General features: G+C 35.3%; 15 protein-coding genes. 9 read left to right on the forward strand and 6 right to left on the reverse strand.

What is annotated here, in order from left to right:
- Positions 1–159: 159 nt before the first annotated feature.
- The 4 genes from grxD to CEP47_RS06095 all read right to left on the reverse strand — a co-directional run bounded on the left by grxD (position 160) and on the right by CEP47_RS06095 (position 2,416).
- Positions 160–501, reverse strand: coding sequence for a Grx4 family monothiol glutaredoxin (gene grxD / locus CEP47_RS06080; RefSeq protein ID WP_261920469.1), 342 nt, complete (start codon positions 499–501; stop codon positions 160–162).
- Between the two features lie 84 nt (positions 502–585).
- Positions 586–1,347: a TPM domain-containing protein gene (locus tag CEP47_RS06085; RefSeq protein WP_261920468.1), complete on the reverse strand. Its 762-nt coding sequence runs from the start codon at positions 1,345–1,347 to the stop codon at positions 586–588.
- On the reverse strand, positions 1,344–1,811 hold the full coding sequence (locus tag CEP47_RS06090) for a TPM domain-containing protein (protein ID WP_261920467.1): 468 nt from the start codon (positions 1,809–1,811) through the stop codon (positions 1,344–1,346). Before CEP47_RS06090 ends, CEP47_RS06085 begins: the two co-directional genes overlap by 4 nt.
- 23 nt (positions 1,812–1,834) lie before the next feature.
- A complete protein-coding gene (locus tag CEP47_RS06095) occupies positions 1,835–2,416 on the reverse strand; it encodes a LemA family protein (protein ID WP_261920466.1) in 582 nt (193 codons plus the stop codon).
- A 199-nt stretch (positions 2,417–2,615) separates the two neighbouring features.
- On the opposite strand from CEP47_RS06095, the gene CEP47_RS06100 reads away from it, so the two are divergent.
- The gene (locus CEP47_RS06100) at positions 2,616–3,434 is read left to right on the forward strand and encodes a 5'-nucleotidase, lipoprotein e(P4) family (RefSeq protein WP_261920465.1); all 819 of its coding nucleotides are present in this window, start codon (positions 2,616–2,618) and stop codon (positions 3,432–3,434) included.
- 111 nt (positions 3,435–3,545) lie between these two features.
- Here CEP47_RS06100 and malK read toward each other — a convergent pair whose 3' ends face one another.
- Positions 3,546–4,664 (reverse strand): maltose/maltodextrin ABC transporter ATP-binding protein MalK, encoded by a 1,119-nt coding sequence (malK, locus tag CEP47_RS06105; RefSeq protein ID WP_261920464.1) that lies wholly within the window; start codon positions 4,662–4,664, stop codon positions 3,546–3,548.
- A 340-nt stretch (positions 4,665–5,004) separates the two neighbouring features.
- Between malK and malE the strand changes: the two genes are divergently transcribed.
- Genes malE through malG form a run of 3 tightly spaced genes read left to right on the forward strand, consistent with a single transcriptional unit; the run spans position 5,005 to position 8,703 of the window.
- A complete protein-coding gene (gene malE, locus CEP47_RS06110) occupies positions 5,005–6,189 on the forward strand; it encodes a maltose/maltodextrin ABC transporter substrate-binding protein MalE (RefSeq protein ID WP_261920463.1) in 1,185 nt (394 codons plus the stop codon).
- Positions 6,190–6,248: 59 nt separating this feature from the next.
- Complete coding sequence (gene malF / locus CEP47_RS06115) at positions 6,249–7,802, forward strand: maltose ABC transporter permease MalF (protein ID WP_261920462.1); 1,554 nt, start codon at positions 6,249–6,251, stop codon at positions 7,800–7,802.
- Between the two features lie 10 nt (positions 7,803–7,812).
- On the forward strand, positions 7,813–8,703 hold the full coding sequence (gene malG, locus CEP47_RS06120; RefSeq protein ID WP_261920461.1) for a maltose ABC transporter permease MalG: 891 nt from the start codon (positions 7,813–7,815) through the stop codon (positions 8,701–8,703).
- 58 nt (positions 8,704–8,761) lie between these two features.
- On the opposite strand, the gene malT is transcribed toward malG, so the two are convergent.
- Positions 8,762–11,458 carry an HTH-type transcriptional regulator MalT gene (gene malT, locus CEP47_RS06125; RefSeq protein ID WP_261920460.1) on the reverse strand — a complete coding sequence of 899 codons (2,697 nt, stop codon included), beginning with the start codon at positions 11,456–11,458 and terminating at the stop codon, positions 8,762–8,764.
- Between the two features lie 196 nt (positions 11,459–11,654).
- Between malT and glgP the strand changes: the two genes are divergently transcribed.
- From glgP to CEP47_RS06150, 5 genes are all read left to right on the forward strand, one after another.
- Positions 11,655–14,048 (forward strand): glycogen/starch/alpha-glucan family phosphorylase, encoded by a 2,394-nt coding sequence (glgP, locus tag CEP47_RS06130; protein ID WP_261920459.1) that lies wholly within the window; start codon positions 11,655–11,657, stop codon positions 14,046–14,048.
- Between the two features lie 15 nt (positions 14,049–14,063).
- The gene (malQ, locus tag CEP47_RS06135; RefSeq protein WP_261920458.1) at positions 14,064–16,151 is read left to right on the forward strand and encodes a 4-alpha-glucanotransferase; all 2,088 of its coding nucleotides are present in this window, start codon (positions 14,064–14,066) and stop codon (positions 16,149–16,151) included.
- A gap of 207 nt (positions 16,152–16,358) precedes the next feature.
- Positions 16,359–17,708 carry an imelysin family protein gene (locus tag CEP47_RS06140; protein ID WP_261920457.1) on the forward strand — a complete coding sequence of 450 codons (1,350 nt, stop codon included), beginning with the start codon at positions 16,359–16,361 and terminating at the stop codon, positions 17,706–17,708.
- Positions 17,709–17,767: 59 nt separating this feature from the next.
- Positions 17,768–19,123, forward strand: coding sequence for a di-heme oxidoredictase family protein (locus CEP47_RS06145; protein WP_261920456.1), 1,356 nt, complete (start codon positions 17,768–17,770; stop codon positions 19,121–19,123).
- A complete protein-coding gene (locus CEP47_RS06150; protein ID WP_261920455.1) occupies positions 19,120–20,139 on the forward strand; it encodes an imelysin family protein in 1,020 nt (339 codons plus the stop codon). The genes CEP47_RS06145 and CEP47_RS06150 overlap by 4 nt, the downstream gene beginning before the upstream one ends.
- The last annotated feature ends 4 nt before the right edge of the window (positions 20,140–20,143 follow it).

Consider the following 20,143-nt stretch of genomic DNA (forward strand, 5'->3'; position numbering starts at 1 on the left):
ATTGCATACATTATAAAAGAATCTTCATATTTAATCTTAAAAAATATAAAGTCAAATTAACATATCTTTGATTTATCCAAATAAAAAAACCGTTCTTAAATTTTCATTTAGAACGGTTTTATTTTTAATAAGTGGTTTAAATTTTATTAATAGAATAAATTATTCTGCCATCTTATTTTCGGCGTATTTTTCTGCAGTTTCTTTTAATAATGGTTTTAATTCACCTTTTTGAAACATTTCTAACAGAATATCACACCCACCGATTAATTCCCCTTCCACCCAAAGTTGTGGGAAGGTTGGCCAGTTGGCATATTTTGGTAATTCAGCACGAATATCCGGATGTTGTAAAATATCAACGTAAGCAAAAGGGACTTCACAATTTATTAATACTTCAGCAGCTCGTGCAGAAAAGCCACAAGATGGGAATTTTGGTGAGCCTTTCATATAAATAAGAATAGGGTTTTCACTAATTTGTTGTTTAATTTTGTCTAAGGTTTCCATAATTCACCTTTATTTCGTAGAAAAAATGTATTGTAACATAGCTTTGAAAGCTATGCAGTATCAGGTTTAAGAAGTGATGGTAGGCTACCAACTACCACCAGCTCCGCCACCACCGAAACTGCCACCACCAAAACCACCGCCACTATGGTGATCGTTATTGCCAAAGCCTCGAAAACGATCATATTCACGTTGTTGATGATGGCGAAAAAAATCATTACCACTGATTCGGCTATTACGACCTTGGCTAATATAACCTCGTCGCCAATTTAATTCTCCAATCACAACAATAGTGATGAAGAAAAATAGCATTAAAGCAGGTACGATGTAATCTGCATATTTTTCACTAGTATCAGGTTTGTATTCTCCTTTTGAGGCTGCAATTAAATAATCTAATCCGTTATTAATACCTTGTGCATAATTACCTTGTTTAAATTGAGGTGTTATGACATTGCGAATAAGTTGAGATAAAAACGCATCTGGCATTGCGCCTTCTAACCCTTCACCAGTAGCAATAAATATTTTTCGGTCATTCTTAGCGATTAACATTAAGACACCATCGTTAAGTTTTTTTCTGCCGATTCCCCATTGATCACCTAATTTAAAAGCATACTCCGCTGGGGTATATTCTCCCGTAGTTGGAATTAGAACCACCGCTATTTGTGAGCCTGTTTCTTGTTGGAATTTAATTAATTTTTGTTCTAACTTGTTCTGCTGTTGGCTTGATAAAGTACGGGTGTAATCATTGAGATAACGAAATGGCGTTGGTGTCGGTGGAAATTCTACTGCCATAGCAAGAGAAGCTAAGCCTCCAATTAAGCAACAGAATAAGAAAACAATTTTTTTCATTTAATCACCACCTCATTGGGTAACTCATTAATATCATCAGCTTGACGTGGAAAGTGCTGTGCAAGGCGTTCGCCAATCTGTTCAATAACATTCACAATCCCTTGAGTATAGTTCCCCTGCCTTGCAGCTTGAGCAATTAAACTACATTGTTGTTGCCAAAAAGTATCATCAACTACTTCATCAATCGCTTTATCGCCAATCACTGCACAACATTTTTGTTTTAATGCTAAGTAAATTAATACACCATTGCGTGCTGCCGTCTGATCCATTTTTAATTCATTAAATAGGTAAGTTGCTCGCTGAATTCCTAGTTGTTGGCGTTGCTGTTCACTGCTAATTTCAGTGGTAATTGGTATTTTACGTTCAACACATACTCGTAATTCAGCTGACGTTTGCAATTCTAATCTCGCTATTGCATCTTCAATCTGCTTGGGTTCTAAAGGTAATTTGAAAAAAATCGCCATGACTTAATCCTACCAATGCTAGTTTAATTAAAAATCACTGTCGGTGCGGTTTCAGCCCCAGCGGAAGCACTAAAATAAGGTTTCTCTTGAAAACCAAATAACTTAGCAATCAATATATTAGGGAAAGAATGAATTTTTTGATTGTAACCACGAACAACATCATTAAAGTTATTCCGTGCGACAGTAATCCGATTTTCAGTTCCCTCTAGTTGAGCTTGTAAAGTCAAGAACCCTTCATTTGCTTTCAATTCTGGATATCTTTCAACTGTAACTAATAAACGAGATAACGCCGAACCTACCGCATTTTGTTGTTGTTGAAAGGCTTGTAAATTTTCTGCGGTCAAATTGGCAGGATCTAAACGAATTTGTGTTGCTTTCGCTCTCGCATCAATCACTTTCGTCAAAGTTTCTTGCTCAAAATTAGCCTGCCCTTTCACTGTATTCACTAAATTAGGAATTAGATCTGCACGGCGTTGATATTGAGATTCAACTTTTGCCCATACAGCATTAACATTTTCTCTTGCCTGTACTAAGCCGTTGTAACTACTGATAGTCGTAAAAAATATTCCTACTCCAAGTATTGCAATCACTAACCACTTTTTCATTTTTACTCCTTAATCTAAAAAGCTATCAAAATTTGCGTTAGTTATTATCCATATTTCAGCAGGTATAATCATCAATTTCTTACCATTAGAGGTAATTTTATTAAATTGTGATCTTTATCACATTTTTATCCCACTTTCTGCACTAAAAATCAGTAGAATAAATAAAGATTTTCACTCACTATTTCTGACAGGAGAAATTATGCAAACATCAACCCAAAACACTAAATTAGGTATTTTAACACTGGCTATGGCTATTGCTTTAACGGGATGTACGGCGAATCAAAAAGAGACTGATCTTATCGCAAAAGAAGCAACCTTAGCGGTAAATTGGGTTCAACAATCTGGTGAATATCAAGCACTCGCTTACCAAGCTTTCAATATCGCAAAACAACAATTTAAACAAGCCAAAGTAACAAAAGGTAAAAAAATTGCCGTGGTTGCCGATCTTGATGAAACGTTAATTAATAATAGTGCTTATGCGGCTTGGCAAGTAGCAAAAAGCCAAGGCTTTAGCCCTGAAAGTTGGAAAAAATGGGTCAATGCCCAAGAAGCTATTGCTATTCCGGGAGCAGTTGATTTTGCAAATTATGTCAATAGCAACGGTGGGACGATGTTCTATGTTTCTAATCGTAAAGAAGATGGAGAAAAAGTTAGCACCATTGAAAACTTGAAAAAATTAGGTTTCACCGGCGTAAACAATCATACCGTGTTACTTAAAACAGATAAATCCGCCAAAGAAGCCAGATTTGCTGAAATTGAAAAACAAGGTTATCAAATTGTTTTATTCTTAGGTGATAATTTAAATGATTTTGGTAATGCAACCTACCATAAAAATAATGCTGAACGCCGAGATTTTGTGAAACAAAATGCTGAATTATTTGGTAAGAAATATATTATTTTACCAAACCCAGTCTATGGTGATTGGGAAGGTGGACTTACTCCAAATTATTTTAAATTAAATGCTAAAGAAAAATTAAAAGCCCGTGAAGCTGCTTTAATGCCTTGGAATGAAAAATAATCTTTTAATCCTTAAAATATTTTCTTAATTCAATTCAAACTGCTTATTATATTTAATATTAATAAGCAGTTTTATTTAAAATTAAACAGAAATGAGAAAATATTAAAATAATTAAATACCAACTTCCTGATATAACCGTTTACACGCTGTACCATCTTTCTTAAATAAATGGCAACGTTCAGGCACAATACCGATATCTAATTCCTGTCCTTCATTCACCAAAACAACATCATTTTGTCGATAAACTAAAGTTGGTTGTTTAATCTCTGGAATTTCTAAATAAATTTGTGTTTCATTACCTAATAATTCAACAACAGTTACAATACCTTTTAATTTAATTTGTGCTTTTTCTGCTGGAATAAGATGCTCTGGGCGAATCCCCAAAGATAAATTATCACCGACTTTAACGCCTGTTCCCTCAACAAGTATCCAAAAGCGGTGATGGTTTGCATCAGGTAATTCTAACTCTACTCTATTACTTTCAACCGCAGTGATTTTCACTGGTAAAAAATTCATTTTTGGTGAACCAATAAAACCTGCCACAAATCGATTCGCTGGATAATGATACAATTCTAATGGTTTGCCAACTTGAGCAACTTGCCCAGCATTTAAAACCACTATTTTATCTGCTAAAGTCATGGCTTCAATTTGATCATGGGTAACATAGATCATTGTACGTTTAAGTCGCTTATGTAATTTTGAGATCTCAACTCGCATTTGTACTCGTAATGCTGCATCTAGATTAGATAGCGGTTCATCAAGCAAAAAGACTTGGGGTTGAGAAACTAAAGTACGCCCAATCGCAACACGTTGGCGTTGTCCTCCTGATAAAGCTTTAGGTTTACGATCTAATAACGGTGTTAATTGCAAAATTTCTGCCACTTGCTGTACACGTTTTTCTCGTTGCTGTTTATTAATACCGGCTAATTTCAAACCAAATGACATATTTTCTGCAACATTAAGGTGTGGATAGAGAGCATAAGATTGAAACACCATACCAATGCCACGTTTAGCCGGTGGAACGTCATTCATTAATTTGCCATCAATATATAATTCACCTGAGGTAATATCTTCTAAACCTGCAATCATACGCAAAAGAGTGGATTTACCACAACCTGAAGGACCAACAAATACAACAAATTCACCTTCATTAATTTCCAGATCAATATCTTTTGAAATGTTAATATTTCCATAAGATTTGCATACTTTACGCAAAGATAATCCAGACATAGTACCTCCAATAATTAAATATTTTGTTTTACTAATTATCTTAAGGAAAAAAATCAAAAAGACATCATACCTGAATAAAAATTTTCTTCTCATTTATTCTAAAATAAGCTTAATTATTTTTTAATTTATGCAAAAAAATATCGCAAAATAGACCTCTTTTCTTCTTTTTTCTGTGATTTACTTCACAATAAATTATCTATTTAAATAATTATGTGATCTATATCACCAATTTAAAACGAAGGTAGTAGTAAAAAGGCTGATGTTAAATATTTAGCTAACCATATAATACAATTACAAGTTATAAGAGGAGTTTTCCATTACTGCAAAGAGGGAGTTTAAGATGACTAAACGATTATTTACTTTGACCTTAACCGCTATCGCTAGTTTAATGATTTCTACCACTGCATTCGCAAAACTTGAAGAAGGTAAATTAGTTATCTGGATTGGTGGTGATAAAGGTTATGAAGGTGTCGCCGAAATAGGAAAAAAATTTGAACAAGATACTGGTATCCCTGTCGTTGTCGAGCACCCTGCAAAATTGGAAGAAGATTATCCTCAAGTCGCTTCAACAGGTGATGGCCCTGATATTATTATGTTTGCCCACGATCGTTTTGGAGGATATGCAAAAGCAGGGCTTTTAGCCGAGATCCATCCTAGTCAAACTTTTAAAGATAAATTTGTTCCTTTTGCGTGGGAAGCTGAAACTTATAACGGCAAGTTAATCGGCTATCCGATTGCAATTGAATCACTTTCATTGATTTATAATAAAGATCTTCTTCCTCATCCACCAAAAACGTGGGAAGAAATTCCTGCATTAGATGCCAAACTCAAAAAGCAAGGTAAATATGCCATTATGTGGAATTTAGCAGAGCCTTATTTTACTTGGCCAATTATTGCAGCCGATGGTGGCTATGCTTTCAAACCTATTGAAGGTGGATATGATCCAAAACAAGTAGGCGTTAACAATTCGGGTTCTATCAAAGGATTACAATTTGTGGTTGATCTGGTTAAACAAAAAGTGATTAATCCAGATACGGATTACTCAATTGCAGAAGCCGCTTTTAATAAGGGTCAAACTGCTCTGACTATCAACGGTCCTTGGGCGTGGGATAATATCCAAAAAAGCGGGATCAACTACGGTGTTGCGGTATTACCAACATTTAATGGACAAGTATCTAAACCTTTTGTTGGTGTTTTAAGTGCAGGAATCAATGCTGCTAGCCCTAATTACGACCTAGCCATCGAATTCTTAGAAAACTATCTACTGACGGATAAAGGACTTGAAACGATCAATCAAGTTCGTCCATTAGGGGCAGTTGCTCTCAAATCTTATCAAGCCAAGTTAGCACAAGATAGCCGCATTGCCGCCACAATGGAAAATGCACAAAATGGTGAAATTATGCCTAACATACCAGAAATGTCATCATTCTGGTATGCCGAACGTAGTGCAATTATCAACGCAATCAATCAACGTCAAAGCGTAAAAGCAGCATTAGATGATGCAGCTACTAGAATAAGTAAATAACTATCATAACCGCACTCACTGTTAGTGCGGTTTATTCTCTGATTGGATTAGGTGTTTTTATGCTACAACATTTTAACCGACATTCTACTCAACCATTCTCACGTTATCTTAAATGGTTTATTGTTACTTTCATTTTATGCCTTGATTTTTATTTAGTCTGGTTAATGTATCTACAAGGGGCTTTTATCTTTGCGATTTTAACTTTAATTGTGTTAAGTACTGGTATTTATACTTTTACAAGTTCTAAAACTTATGCTCTGCGTTATATCTATCCCGGATTAATGGGAATTGGTGTTTTTATTCTATTTCCGCTTATTTGTACTCTCGCTATTTCCTTTACAAATTATAGTGGAACAAATCAGCTCTCTTACCAGCGAACCTTAGAGGTCTTGAGTAAACAACGTTATTTTTCTGGTGAAAAATATCCCTTTACACTTTATTCAAAACCAAATAATCAATGGCAGATAGCAATATCAGTTCAAGGAAACCACTTTATTTCAAATGACTTCACCTTGATAGCTCAACCTCAACAGTTACAACTGAATTTAAACGATACACCTTCTGAAATATCGCCTGTACAAATCAAAACGATTATCGCAAAACGTAGTGAATTACAACAATTACAACTCTTGTTACCGAATGGGAATAGTTTAACGATGAGTTCACTTCGTCAATTTGCTCAACAATCACCACGTTACAGCTATAACGAAAACAGTAAAGAATTACTCAATAATGAAACGGGGAAACGTTACCGAGCAAACGATAATATCGGTTTCTTTCAACACATTAATGATAAAGGTGAATTTCAAACAGAACGTTTAGAACCCGGATATATTGTCTATTCTGGCTGGAATAATTTTATTAAAATTTTTACTGATGAAGGGATTAGAAAACCTTTTATCCAGATTTTTATTTGGACAATTATATTTTCAACGTTAACCGTTCTCTTTACCACCTTACTTGGTATGATCTTAGCCTGTGTTGTGCAATGGGAAATGTTACAAGGGAAAGGCATTTACCGCCTTCTACTTATCTTACCTTATGCTGTACCTGCTTTTATTTCAATTTTGATCTTTAAAGGGCTATTCAATCAAAGTTTTGGTGAAATAAATTTGATTCTTCATCAGCTCTTTGGCATTCGTCCTGAATGGTTTAATTCACCATTTTTAGCGAAAGTCATGATCTTAATTGTAAATACTTGGCTAGGCTATCCCTATATGATGATTTTATGTATGGGATTGCTGAAAGCTATTCCACAAGATTTATACGAAGCTTCTGCAATGGACGGAGCATCAACTTGGCAAAATTTCACCAAAATCACGATGCCACTTTTAATAAAACCTCTCACGCCATTGATGATCGCCTCTTTTGCCTTTAATTTTAATAATTTCGTTTTAATTCAATTACTCACCAATGGGCGTCCTGATATTATTGGTACATCAACTCCTGCTGGTTATACCGATTTATTAGTAAGTTATACCTATCGCATTGCTTTTGAAGGTAGTGGTGGGCAAGACTTTGGCTTAGCGGCAGCAATCGCAACCATTATTTTCTTGCTCGTTGGTGGACTTGCTCTGCTCAATTTACGTGTTAGCAAACTAAAACTAGATTAAGGAGTAAAAAATGGCAATGGTACAACCCAAAAGTACTCGCTATCGCCTATGGGCAACCCATTTTCTGTTAATTTGTTTTTTAGCAATCATTCTTTTTCCATTGCTGATGATTATCGGTATTTCACTTCGCCCCGGAAACTTTGCTATTGGTGAATTAATTCCCCACCAGATTTCCTTTGAACACTGGAAACTTGCACTTGGTTTAAGTGTTACCAATCCTGATGGTACGGTAGTTAATCCACCATTTCCTGTTTTATTATGGTTATGGAATTCAGTAAAAATTGCACTTATCACTTCTGTTGGTATTGTCACACTTTCCACCACCTGTGCTTATGCCTTTGCTCGAATGAAATTTAAAGGCAAAAAAACGTTATTACAGGGAATGTTAATCTTCCAAATGTTTCCTGCTGTTCTATCACTAGTCGCACTCTATGCACTCTTTGATAATCTCGGTCAATATATTCCATTCTTAGGTTTAAACACCCACAGTAGTGTTATTTTTGCCTATTTAGGTGGTATTGCACTCTATGTTTGGACAATTAAAGGCTACTTTGAAACTATTGATCGTTCCCTCGAAGAAGCGGCAACTTTAGATGGTGCAACACCTTGGCAAGCTTTTTATTTAGTATTATTGCCACTTTCAGTGCCTATTTTAGCCGTAGTATTTATTTTATCCTTCATTGCTACTATGACAGAATATCCCGTTGCATCTTTACTCTTACGTGATGTGGATAGTTATACTTTAGCGGTTGGTATGCAACAATATCTCTATCCTCAAAACTATTTATGGGGAGATTTTGCCGCTGCGGCTGTTCTCTCCGCTATTCCGATTACGTTAGTTTTCTTAATTGCTCAACGTTGGCTAATCGGCGGACTAACCGCTGGTGGGGTAAAAGGTTAAGAATCCAAATTAGCTGAAGTTATCCAAATAGCTTAGTAAAACACTAAGCTATTTTTATTTAATTTGAATACCCCATTAATTGTAATAAATGGCGAGTATATTTAATTGATTCAGCTCGATTACTCACCCCTATTTTCTGATATAAATTGCGAATATGTGTTTTAGTCGTCGTCAATGCCACCTGCAATTCTGTTGAAATTTGTTCATTACTGTATCCTGAATAAATTAATCCTAACACTTGCCACTCTCGTTGGGTTAAGGGGCTAATTCGTAAGAGTTCTGGTACTTGAGGATTCTGTAATAACCGTTCAACAAAAGCTTCATCAAAATGGGCAAATTTATGTCGGTAATATTGATTAATACTGCGTAAGATAAATTGTGCTTTATGCGTTAAAAGTTCATCTAAAATATTTAGCTGTAGGATTTGACGCAGTTGTTGCGCCATAATCTGTCCTTCGACAACAAAAATACTGATAAAATTTGTCTGCTTACTGAGTTCTAATGCTTCAAGTAATGCCTGTTGAGCTTGTCCTAAATAGCCTTGTTGATACAAAATATGATTATATAACACGAGGTCTTTATTTAATTCACTCACAAATTGATATTTTCGTGCGGTGGTAATTAATCGTTCAACGATAGTTAATGCCTCACTATGTTGCCCTAACAATAAATTTGCTCTAGCAATATTACGCCATTGACGGTGGGTAAAATGATTAATATCACTTACAGGTGGTTCTGTTTGTACCAACCAAGAATTAATCTGTGATCGATCTTCTCGCATTTGCCAATACAACAGTTCTACTTCATCATAATAAGAACGCCAATCACTATGATAATGGTGTGCTTGTAATAATTCTCTTTCTCTGTTTAAAATCCGTTCGGCATTATCTAAATTTCCTCGAGTAATGGAGATTTTAGCCAGTAAAGATAAACACTGTAATTGATCTTTTTGATTACTGAGAATTTGTAATCCCGCTTCAGCCATTGCTTCCGCTTTATCAAAAGAATGCCATTCCCATAAAATTTGCCCTTTTAAACGCAATAAAAATTCATACATAGGCAATTTATGTAAATGTTGTTTTTCAATTAAGGTGGTTGCCTTGGCTAAAAGATCGTAAGCCGTCTGTAAAAACCCCTGAGCTGATAAAATTTCAGCCTGCTGTAATAATGCCCATAATAAATGGTGATAAGCATGATTTTGCTGTGCCAATACCTCAACGTGGCGCATATTTTTTAATGCTTGTTCTAATTCACCTTGGCAATGCTGGGCTTCTGCTATCACCGCCGTTGCGACAATATGTGCATAATGCTTTTCTTGTGGTAGATAAGTTAAAGCAGCAGTTGCTAATGATAGAGCCAATTGTTCTTTTCCTGCATTAATTGCAACTTGTGCTTTTAGTGCATCAAATTCTGCTTGTAATTGACGATCTAACGTGATGGCCTGTTGTTGAATAGCTTGTTGAAATTGCATTAATAACCCATCTACTTGATGATGTTTATGCTGACTTTGATATAGCCACGCTCTTAATAAAATTAACTGCGGATAATCAATTAATTGAGTTGGAGAGATATTATCCAGACTTTCTTCAAGTAATTTTAACTCACCTTGGTGGTATAACTTCCAACCAATTTGTTGCAAAATATCAAGTAATAATTCATCATTTTCAAGCTGTTTAGCATGATATAACGCCTCTGTCGGATAGCCTATTTCTAACCACGCTTTAGCTGCCTTATGATGTAAACTTAGGCGGATTTGTTCAAATTCAGGATCATAATAATGCCTTAAAAAAGACAAAAATAACGGATGAAAACGCCACCAGCGTTCCTGTTGATCCAAATTAACAGGGTAAATAAATAACCCTTGCTTGACTAATTGATCTAATTTCTGACAACAATCTATCTCCCCAGTAAGTTGTTCAACTAAAAATTCATTCATTGAATGTAACAAAGCACAATGTAATAAAAACCGTCTTGTAACAGGATCAATCTTATTAAAGACTTCATCATTTAAATATTCACTGATTTGATCACTATGAATTTTAGGAATAGATTTAACCGCTTCATCTAAAGAAGTTTGTTGTTGCTTAGCATAGAGATTCACTAATTGTAAGCCAGTTGCCCAACCTTCCACTTGATCACAAAGTAACTTCACTGCTGCTTCAGAAACTACACTATCACTACGTTGTTGAAAAAATTGGATACTTTCTTCCCGAGTAAAAGGTAACTGCGTAACGTCTATTTCCAATAATAATTCTCGTACCCTTAATTTAGCTAAATTCAGAGGTGGCACTGTTCGAGAAATTAAGATCGTTGTCATATTGCTTGGCTGGTGTTTAATCCAAAATTTGATACCTTCATGGATTTCAGGATTATCAATTAAATGATAATCATCAATCACTAAATAAAAGTTTGTAGAAATACTATTAAGCCTAATCAATAGTTCACTTAATCCCGATAAAAAATTAGCTGGAATCCCCGTTATCTCACATTCACCACCTATCGCTTTTTCAATTGCAACTTTAAAATAAGCGAAAAAACGTAAACTATCATTATCACTTTTATCTAATGAATACCAACCAAGGGAAGGTTTATTTTCTGCCCATTGTGAAATAAGTGTAGTTTTACCATAACCTGCAGGTGCATTGATTAAAACCAACGGATAATCGGCAATATTATCTAATAATGTTAATAAACGAGAACGCTCAACAATATGTTGTAAACGAATAGAATGACTGAGTTTAGAAGGAATTAACATAAACTTAAGCAACTTGATTAATCATATTATACTTAATGATAAAAATTATTTTTAATCAAAACAAGTTACTATAAAAAGAAGAGATAAATAAAATCCCCCCTATACATACTCCCTTAAACAAACTTTTAAGGATGAGTAATCCTAATAAAATTTTCGGATAATAGCTCTTATCAATTTAAATTAAGAGGGCTATTTTATGTCAAACACTGGTGTACCATTTAATCAACAACAATTTGAACAAAAAATTCTACAATTTTGCACAACGTTAGGTTTACAAACGCCTCATCAATTAAATTTAGCACAATGGTATCAAGCTATTGCACAAACAGTTTCAACATTAGCTTACACACAAAGCCCTCAACAAGATCAAACACAACGCCATGTTAATTACCTTTCAATGGAATTTCTAATTGGTCGATTAACTGGTAATAATCTACTTAATTTAGGCTGGTATGAAAAAGTACAAACCTACCTACAACAATATCACATCAATCTAAGTGACTTATTAGAACAAGAACGTGATCCTGCATTGGGAAATGGTGGATTAGGACGTTTAGCTGCTTGCTATCTAGATTCAATGGCAACTGTTGCACAACCCGCAACTGGTTATGGATTACATTATCAATATGGATTATTCAAACAATCTTTTGATCAAGGTGCACAAAGTGAAGAAGGTGATGCTTGGGCAAGAGATACCTATCCTTGGCAGACTTATCAAAGTGGACGTAATCTCTGTGTTGGCTTTGGAGGTAATGTTACAACAGACCATACTAACCGATCACAATGGATTCCTGCAGTAACAATTCAAGCAAAAGCTTATGATCTTCCAGTGGTAGGTTATGCCAATGGTATCGTACAAGCATTACGGCTTTGGCAAGCAGACAATGAACAGCAATTCGACTTAAATTGCTTTAATGCCGGGGATTATTTACACGCCGAAAAAGAAGTGATTAACGCAACAGCATTAACAAAAGTGTTATATCCAAACGATAATCACCCTAATGGGCAGAAACTACGTTTAATGCAACAATACTTTCATTGTGCTTGTTCTATCGCCGATATCATTCAACGCCATCTCACAGCGGGGTATCAATTAGATGAATTAGCACAATATCAGGTAATCCAGCTTAATGATACTCACCCAACCTTGGCTATCCCTGAATTAATGCGAGTATTATTAGATCATTATCACTTCAGTTGGGAAAAAGCTTGGCATATCTGCCAACAAACTTTTGCCTATACTAATCATACTTTATTACCAGAAGCTCTGGAGCAGTGGGATCAAACTCTATTACAACAACTCTTACCTAGACACTTCCAAATTATTGATAAAATTAATTTTATCTTTCATCAAACCGTCAAACAAACATTTGGTGATAACTCAGCAATCTGGCAAAAAATTGCCATTTTATTTGATCACCGTGTATGTATGGCAAATCTTTGTGTTGTCGCCTGTGCGAAAGTTAATGGTGTTGCCCAACTTCATTCTGATTTGATCATAAGTGATCTCTTTCCTGAATATCACCGCTTATATCCTAATAAATTCTGTAATGTTACCAATGGTATTACGCCTCGCCGTTGGTTACGCTTAGCCAATCCGAATCTGGCAAAATTATTAGATAAAATAATCCAAGGCGATTGGACAAAACATTTAGATTTGCTTAATCAAGTAGAGAAATATCTTGATGAACCAAACTTTCGAGAAGAATATCAACAAATCAAACAACAAAATAAACTGCTTCTCACTAATGAAATTGAACAAAGTTTAGGTTTAAAAGTAAACCCTAATGCAATTTTTGATGTACAAATTAAACGTTTTCACGAATATAAACGACAACATCTGAATTTACTGCATATTATTCACTGTTATCAACAACTTAAACATAATCCAAATTTAGATTTTACTCCTCGCTTATTTATTTTTGCAGGAAAAGCTGCCCCCGGTTATTACTTAGCTAAAAATATTATCTTAGCAATTAATAAAGTTGCGGAAGTTATCAATAACGATCCAATGGTAAATCAAAAAATGCAAATTGCATTTTTACCCGATTATCGGGTTAGTCTGGCTGAAAAAATTATTCCTGCTGCCGATATTTCAGAACAAATTTCGATGGCAGGAAAAGAAGCTTCAGGTACAGGCAATATGAAACTCGCTTTAAATGGTGCTTTAACGTTAGGAACACTTGATGGTGCTAATATTGAAATCGCCCAATATGTTGGCGAAGAAAATATTATAATTTTCGGGCATACCGTTGATAGTATCCGAGTATTATTACAACAAGGATATGATCCCCATTATTATTACCAACAAAATCCAGCCATAAAAAATGCGATTGACTTTCTCCGTACTAAAGCAGTTTGCGGCAATAATCCCGAATTATTTACACCACTGATAGATAGCTTAGTAAAACAAGATCCTTTCTTAGTATTGGCTGATTTTGAAAGCTATGCTCTTGCCCAACAAGAAGTGGCTAAACGGTATTTAGATCGTGAAAACTGGCTCAAATCAACAATTTTAAATACGGCACGTTTAGGAATCTTTAGTTCAGATCGTTCAATCCGAGATTATCAACAACGTATCTGGCTTTAAAAGTAGGAAGTTATTATGAAGAATCATCGCTTGAAACAGGATTACCAAAAAGCTGGCATCAATAGCTACTTCTATAATGAAAAAGGACTACGTTGTTATGCGAGTGAAACAGTAAAACGGAAACTTTTAGCCAGTTTTCAACAAAACACCCCTGAATATTGGCCAGATTCTCTTTTACCAACGGTTAAAATCTTCACTCAAAATAGACCTGCTTATTTACGTCTAACCAATAAAACAGGACAAAAATATCACGGACAATGGCAACTTACTTTAGAACAAGGACAAATTTTCAACGGAAAAGTGAAAAGAAATTGTATCCAGCTTCCAAAAAAGCTGCCGATTGGTTACCACCAACTTTCCTTGAAATGCCAGAATCAACATTATCAAACTCAGATTATTATTGCGCCCCCTCGTTGCTATCAACCACAAGAAATTGAGCGAAAACAACACCTCTGGGGAAGTTGTTTACAACTTTATACATTAAAATCTGAACAAAATTGGGGCATTGGTGATTTCAATGATTTACAACATTTTATCCAACATTTTCAAAATGTTGGAGGAGATTTTATTGGCTTAAACCCGATTCATTCACTCTTTCCTGCCAATCCTGAAGCTGCTAGCCCTTATAGCCCATCATCAAGAAAATGGCTAAATATTATTTATATTAGTGTTGCAACATTACCTGAATTTCAACAAAGCCAAAATGCCCAAACTTGGTTTCATTCAGCCGATATACAAGAAAAATTACATCACTTAAGAAAGCAAAAATGGATCGATTATAGCCAAGTAATGTCTTTAAAATTAACTGGTTTAAAATTGGCTTTTACACAATTTTGTTCTCAACCCGATCCATTACGCCAGCAACAATATCAACAATTTATTCTTCAAGGTGGGGAAAGTTTACTCGCACAAGCTACTTTTGATGCCTTGCATGCAGAACTAAGTGAAAATTTTGCCGAACAATGGGGTTGGAATGATTGGGAAGCAAAATACCATACCTATCACGCTGATGCAGTAAAACAGTTCCAGCAACAAAATTCCGAAAGTATTGAATTTTATCGTTGGTTACAATGGTGTGCTTATCAGCAACTTACCGATTGCTATCAACTATGCCAACAACTCAAAATGCCGATTGGCTTATATCGAGATCTTGCCGTTGGTGTTGCACCTAATGGTGCTGAAACTTGGCTAGATCCAGAGCTTTTTTGCTTAACCGCCTCAATTGGAGCACCACCAGATCTTCTTGCACCACAAGGACAAAATTGGGGATTAGCGCCAATCAATCCACATATTTTAATACAACGGGCTTATCAACCCTTTATTGAAATGTTAAGAGCTAATATGCAAAACTGTGGGGCTTTACGCATCGATCATATTATGAGCTTATTGCGTTTATGGTGGTTAAATGCCAATGACAGTGCTAAAAATGGTGCTTATATCAGCTACCCTGTTGATGATCTAATCGCCATCATTGCTTTAGAAAGCCACCGCCATCAATGCCTTATTATTGGTGAAGATCTAGGAACAGTACCAAAAGCAATTATCAGCAAACTCAAAAATGCAGGGATTTTTTCATATAAAGTGTTTTACTTTGAATTCGATCATCAAGGAGAAAGTAAAGCATTGAAAGATTATCCATATCAAGCGATGACAACCCTCAGTACTCACGACTTACCCACTATTGATGGTTATTGGAAAGGTTATGATTTTGAATTGGGGGAACGCTATGGTATTTATCCTAATCCAACAATCTTAGCCCAATTAAAACAAGATCGAATTAATGCGAAAGAAAAAATATTGGCAAAATTAACGCAGAACGCTATTCCACTTCCAAGCGAAGTCAATATACAACTGAATACCGATTGCCCCCTTATTTTTAAACATCAATTACAACTATATGTAAGTGCTGTAACAAGCGCATTATTCGGCTTACAACCTGAAGATTGGCTAGGAATCCGTGAACCAGTGAATATTCCCGGTACAAGCAATGAATACCCAAATTGGAGAAGGCGTTTAACTGCTAATCTTGATGAAATATTTCTCAATCCAGAAATTCATAATTTCTTAACGCAAATAAATCACATCAGAAAAAATCTAACTTAAAAATGATTTGGCTGTCGAGTTAGGCAGCCAATAAACTAATAGTTTTATAGCACAAAACAGTAAAAGTAATTAAATTTACGTAATGATAATAAAATAAAAATTTGACATAGCCAATCACTTAAATGATAATAGTTTTCATTTAAATTCAAAATTATTTAACTCAAAATGACTTAGCCTAGCTGCATAACATACTAAGGAGAATCCCCAATGTTAAAACTAAAACATCTCACATTAGCTATCTGCACAGCACTTGCTATTGGAACAATTGCATTACCAACATCTGCGGCAAATGAATTAAATACTCATCAGGTAGCTCAAGCTCAATCATTCTTAACAACTTATGCAAAATTAGCAGATCTTTCTTACGCAGCAGCATTAAAAGATGCAAAAGCATTACAACAAGCTATCAATCAATTTGTTAAAAATCCAACAGCAACAACCTTAGCGGCAGCAAAACAAGCTTGGTTAAATTCACGTGAATCTTATGGTCAAACTGAAATTTTCCGCTTATCGCAAGGTCCGATTGATGCCGAAGAAGGTTGGGTAGAAGCGAAATATGGAAATAAAGAAGGGCAAATCAACGCTTGGCCACTTGATGAAAATCTGATCGACTATACCATTGATGCTGAAGGTAAAAGAACCAGTGGTAATATTATTGATTCAACAGGTGATTTCAATCCCGGTGGTGAAAACCCTACCGCTGTCAATGTGGATCAAATTACCCCTGAAGTGATTACCGAATTAAACGAAAATGGTGGTGAAGCCAATGTTGCTTCAGGATACCACGCCATTGAATTTTTACTTTGGGGACAAGATCAAGATTACAACAATTTTCTAGAAGATAATATTACACACGGTCCAATGACGGCAGGTCAACGTCCGCTTTCTGATTTCACCACAGATAAATTCGCAAAACGCCGTTTAGCATACTTAAAAGCGGCAACCGATAAATTAGTTGATGATTTACAGGTCGTTTATAGTGCTTGGACACCAACGGGAGAATATCGCCAAGCTTTAACAGGAAAACTCACTGGCAAACAGGCAAAAGATAATATTCCAACAGGTAGTGCATTAAAAGATATCTTTATTGGTATGGGAATGTTTATTAAATCTGAACTCGCCAATGAACGTATTGCAGTAGCCGTATTAACCCCAAGTGAAGAAGATGAACATTCTTGTTTTTCAGATAATACCCACCGTGATATTGCACAAAACTTTTTAGGTTTTGAAAATGTTTTGTTAGGTAAATACAATGGCAAAAAAATTGGCATAGCACCAATTGATCAGTTGAATGCAAAAGATAAAACTGAAATTGAAAAAATGCTAAAAAGTATTAATACTCGTATTGCCAAAATCAATCATTTAGCACAAACGACTATGCATTTTGACTATCAGATCCGTCCTGAAAATAAAGAAGCAGTGCAAAATATTGTTAGCCTTAAAAATGAACTCCGCCGTCTAGGAGATAAAATGGTGATTGTTGCAAAAGCATACGGTATCACTTTAACGACCGATGATGTAACCGATAGTGAAGAAAATCATGATTATGAAAAATAACGAATAAAATGCGGAAATATAATTACTCACTATATTTCGCTTAAATAAGGTTATCGTTAATGAACGCTTTTTTATCAATCTTGGGTCGCCATTTTTTAAGGGCGACCTTACTTTTAATGCCAATATCTGCTTTTTCTTCAAGCCATCTTTTTGAAAGCCGTCAATATTTGCCATCTCACAATGCGATTTCTAATTTAACTGATGAAGAAGTCGATCAGTTTACACTCGGACGGTCTTTTTTCACTGTCCCTTGGGTTGCTGCTCCTAGTGCAACGACCGCTCGTGATGGGCTTGGTCCTTTATTTAATGCAAATGCCTGTGTTGCTTGTCATAGTGAAACTCGGCATAAAACACCATTTAAAGCAAATGAAAATGTACATCGAACATTAGTGTTTAAACTCTCTCAACCTCAAAAACACCATTTACGCCCCGCTCACTTAGTTACAATGCCTGATCCAGTGTATGGTTTACAAATTGCAATTAATGCAACTGGCACTGTACCTTTTGAAGCTAAAACAAATGTTAAATGGGAATTTCATACTGAAATGCTTGCTGATGGTACAAAAATTGAATTACGCCGTCCAATTGGTTATTTAACCGAATTAAATTACGGCGATCTCGATCCTGATACCAAAATTAGTTTAAGACTCGCACCTGTTCTAGTTGGGCTAGGTTTATTAGCCCAAGTACCTGATCAACAAATTATTGCATTGGCAGAACAGCAGGCTAAAACAGCAGGAAGTGTTAAAGGTAAAGTACAATGGGTTTTTAATCCTTACACTCAACAAAAAGAACTCGGACGTTTTGGTTATAAAGCGGCACATAGTACAATACGTATGCAAACTGCTGATGCAGCACATAATGATATGGGATTAACCAATCCATTCTACCCTGAAGAAAATTGTTCAGAAAGCCAGATAGCTTGTAAAAATGCAGTGCGTTCAAGGCACTCACCACAAGGAAGAATTGATCTCCCTTTATTAAGGTTAAATGCGATTGCATTTTACTTGGAAAAATTAAAAGCACCTGCAAATTTAACATCACAGTATTCTTCATTAGGTGAAAAAATTTTTGACCAGATAGGCTGTGCTCAATGCCATCAACCATATTTAACCACCCAAAATAATATCCGTTTTCAACCTTATACTGATATGCTATTGCACGATATGGGAGAAGGCTTAGAGGATAATCGACCTGAATTTGAAGCCAGTAGTCGAATGTGGAAAACAACTCCACTCTGGGGGATTGGGGCAAAATTACGTGCAGGTATCCCATTCTTACACGATGGAAGAGCAAGGAATTTAACCGAAGCTATCTTATGGCACGATGGTGAAAGTAAAACTGCAAAACAAAAATTTAAACAGTTAGATCAAACAGAAAGACAAAATTTATTAAAATTTTTGGAGTCATTATGAAAAAAATCTTAATTAGTCTTGGATTAATTAGTCTCGTTCTTTTCTTAATATTTATGAAAAATCCGCATACACAACAAGAAGAAGCCCTTGCAGCAATGTATGATAATGTAATTATTAAAAATGCTGAAAATGCGGTTGCACAATGTACTCGCTGGCAACAAACTTTAAATGAAACCTCATTAGGGCAACGCCAGCCGAATCTTGATAATGCTTTTAGCCATTTAGTATTAGCTTGGAAAGCTGTTGAGGCTACTTATATAGCCGGCGATCTTGATCAAATGGCGATTGATTATCCCCGTTATTTAGATATTTTTCATACTGGCAATGAAAGTATTACCCAACAAATGCAAAAAGTGATCAAAAGTAATTCTAAGGCACAGTATGCTCTTTACAAGCATTCTTATAAAACCATTAATGCACTTGAAGCCATTTTATATATGGAAGATCAATTAACCGAACGCAAATTAGCGTTGGCAAAAGAGATTAGCCATAATATTTGCGAACGTTTAAGCGATATTAATCACGTCTATCAAACGAAACGAAGTGAGTTTTTAAGTAATCGTAATAATGCACTATCAATGTTGGTCAATGTCTTAGCCAATCAAACATTAGTTTTAAAAGATTGGAGAATTGGTGATGTTGCGGGTTTAACCAAAAAATATTTATCCCAACCCGATGCTAAGCGAAGTGAATACTATTTAAGTCATTTAAGCCTTGCGGCAATTAAGACAATTTTAAATACGCAAAAACAATTAATTGAAAAACAAACTTATCCTAACTTTGTTGAAATTGCTGAAATTTATTCAGCTCAAAAACAGCTTGAAAAAGTACAACAAGATCTAATCCAAGCCGAAAATGAAATTACAAAATTAGAAAAAGAACCGCTTCACTTTTCACAACAACCTCAAATTAATACCTTGTATCAAATCATTAGTAGGTTACAAAGTGGTTATTACAATAATCTGATTCACGCTTTACCCGTAACGACAAAAATTTTAGAAGCTGATGGCGATTAATCTT

This window comes from Mergibacter septicus, from assembly GCF_003265225.1.
Lineage (GTDB): Bacteria > Pseudomonadota > Gammaproteobacteria > Enterobacterales > Pasteurellaceae > Mergibacter > Mergibacter septicus.

What these genes read in the sequence shown, in the direction of transcription:
- grxD (WP_261920469.1), bottom strand. Translation starts at nt 501, where the DNA reads ATGGAAACCTTAGACAAAATTAAACAACAAATTAGTGAAAACCCTATT.
- CEP47_RS06085 (WP_261920468.1), bottom strand. Translation starts at nt 1,347, where the DNA reads ATGAAAAAAATTGTTTTCTTATTCTGTTGCTTAATTGGAGGCTTAGCT.
- CEP47_RS06090 (WP_261920467.1), bottom strand. Translation starts at nt 1,811, where the DNA reads ATGGCGATTTTTTTCAAATTACCTTTAGAACCCAAGCAGATTGAAGAT.
- CEP47_RS06095 (WP_261920466.1), bottom strand. Translation starts at nt 2,416, where the DNA reads ATGAAAAAGTGGTTAGTGATTGCAATACTTGGAGTAGGAATATTTTTT.
- CEP47_RS06100 (WP_261920465.1), top strand. Translation starts at nt 2,616, where the DNA reads ATGCAAACATCAACCCAAAACACTAAATTAGGTATTTTAACACTGGCT.
- malK (WP_261920464.1), bottom strand. Translation starts at nt 4,664, where the DNA reads ATGTCTGGATTATCTTTGCGTAAAGTATGCAAATCTTATGGAAATATT.
- malE (WP_261920463.1), top strand. Translation starts at nt 5,005, where the DNA reads ATGACTAAACGATTATTTACTTTGACCTTAACCGCTATCGCTAGTTTA.
- malF (WP_261920462.1), top strand. Translation starts at nt 6,249, where the DNA reads ATGCTACAACATTTTAACCGACATTCTACTCAACCATTCTCACGTTAT.
- malG (WP_261920461.1), top strand. Translation starts at nt 7,813, where the DNA reads ATGGCAATGGTACAACCCAAAAGTACTCGCTATCGCCTATGGGCAACC.
- malT (WP_261920460.1), bottom strand. Translation starts at nt 11,458, where the DNA reads ATGTTAATTCCTTCTAAACTCAGTCATTCTATTCGTTTACAACATATT.
- glgP (WP_261920459.1), top strand. Translation starts at nt 11,655, where the DNA reads ATGTCAAACACTGGTGTACCATTTAATCAACAACAATTTGAACAAAAA.
- malQ (WP_261920458.1), top strand. Translation starts at nt 14,064, where the DNA reads ATGAAGAATCATCGCTTGAAACAGGATTACCAAAAAGCTGGCATCAAT.
- CEP47_RS06140 (WP_261920457.1), top strand. Translation starts at nt 16,359, where the DNA reads ATGTTAAAACTAAAACATCTCACATTAGCTATCTGCACAGCACTTGCT.
- CEP47_RS06145 (WP_261920456.1), top strand. Translation starts at nt 17,768, where the DNA reads ATGAACGCTTTTTTATCAATCTTGGGTCGCCATTTTTTAAGGGCGACC.
- CEP47_RS06150 (WP_261920455.1), top strand. Translation starts at nt 19,120, where the DNA reads ATGAAAAAAATCTTAATTAGTCTTGGATTAATTAGTCTCGTTCTTTTC.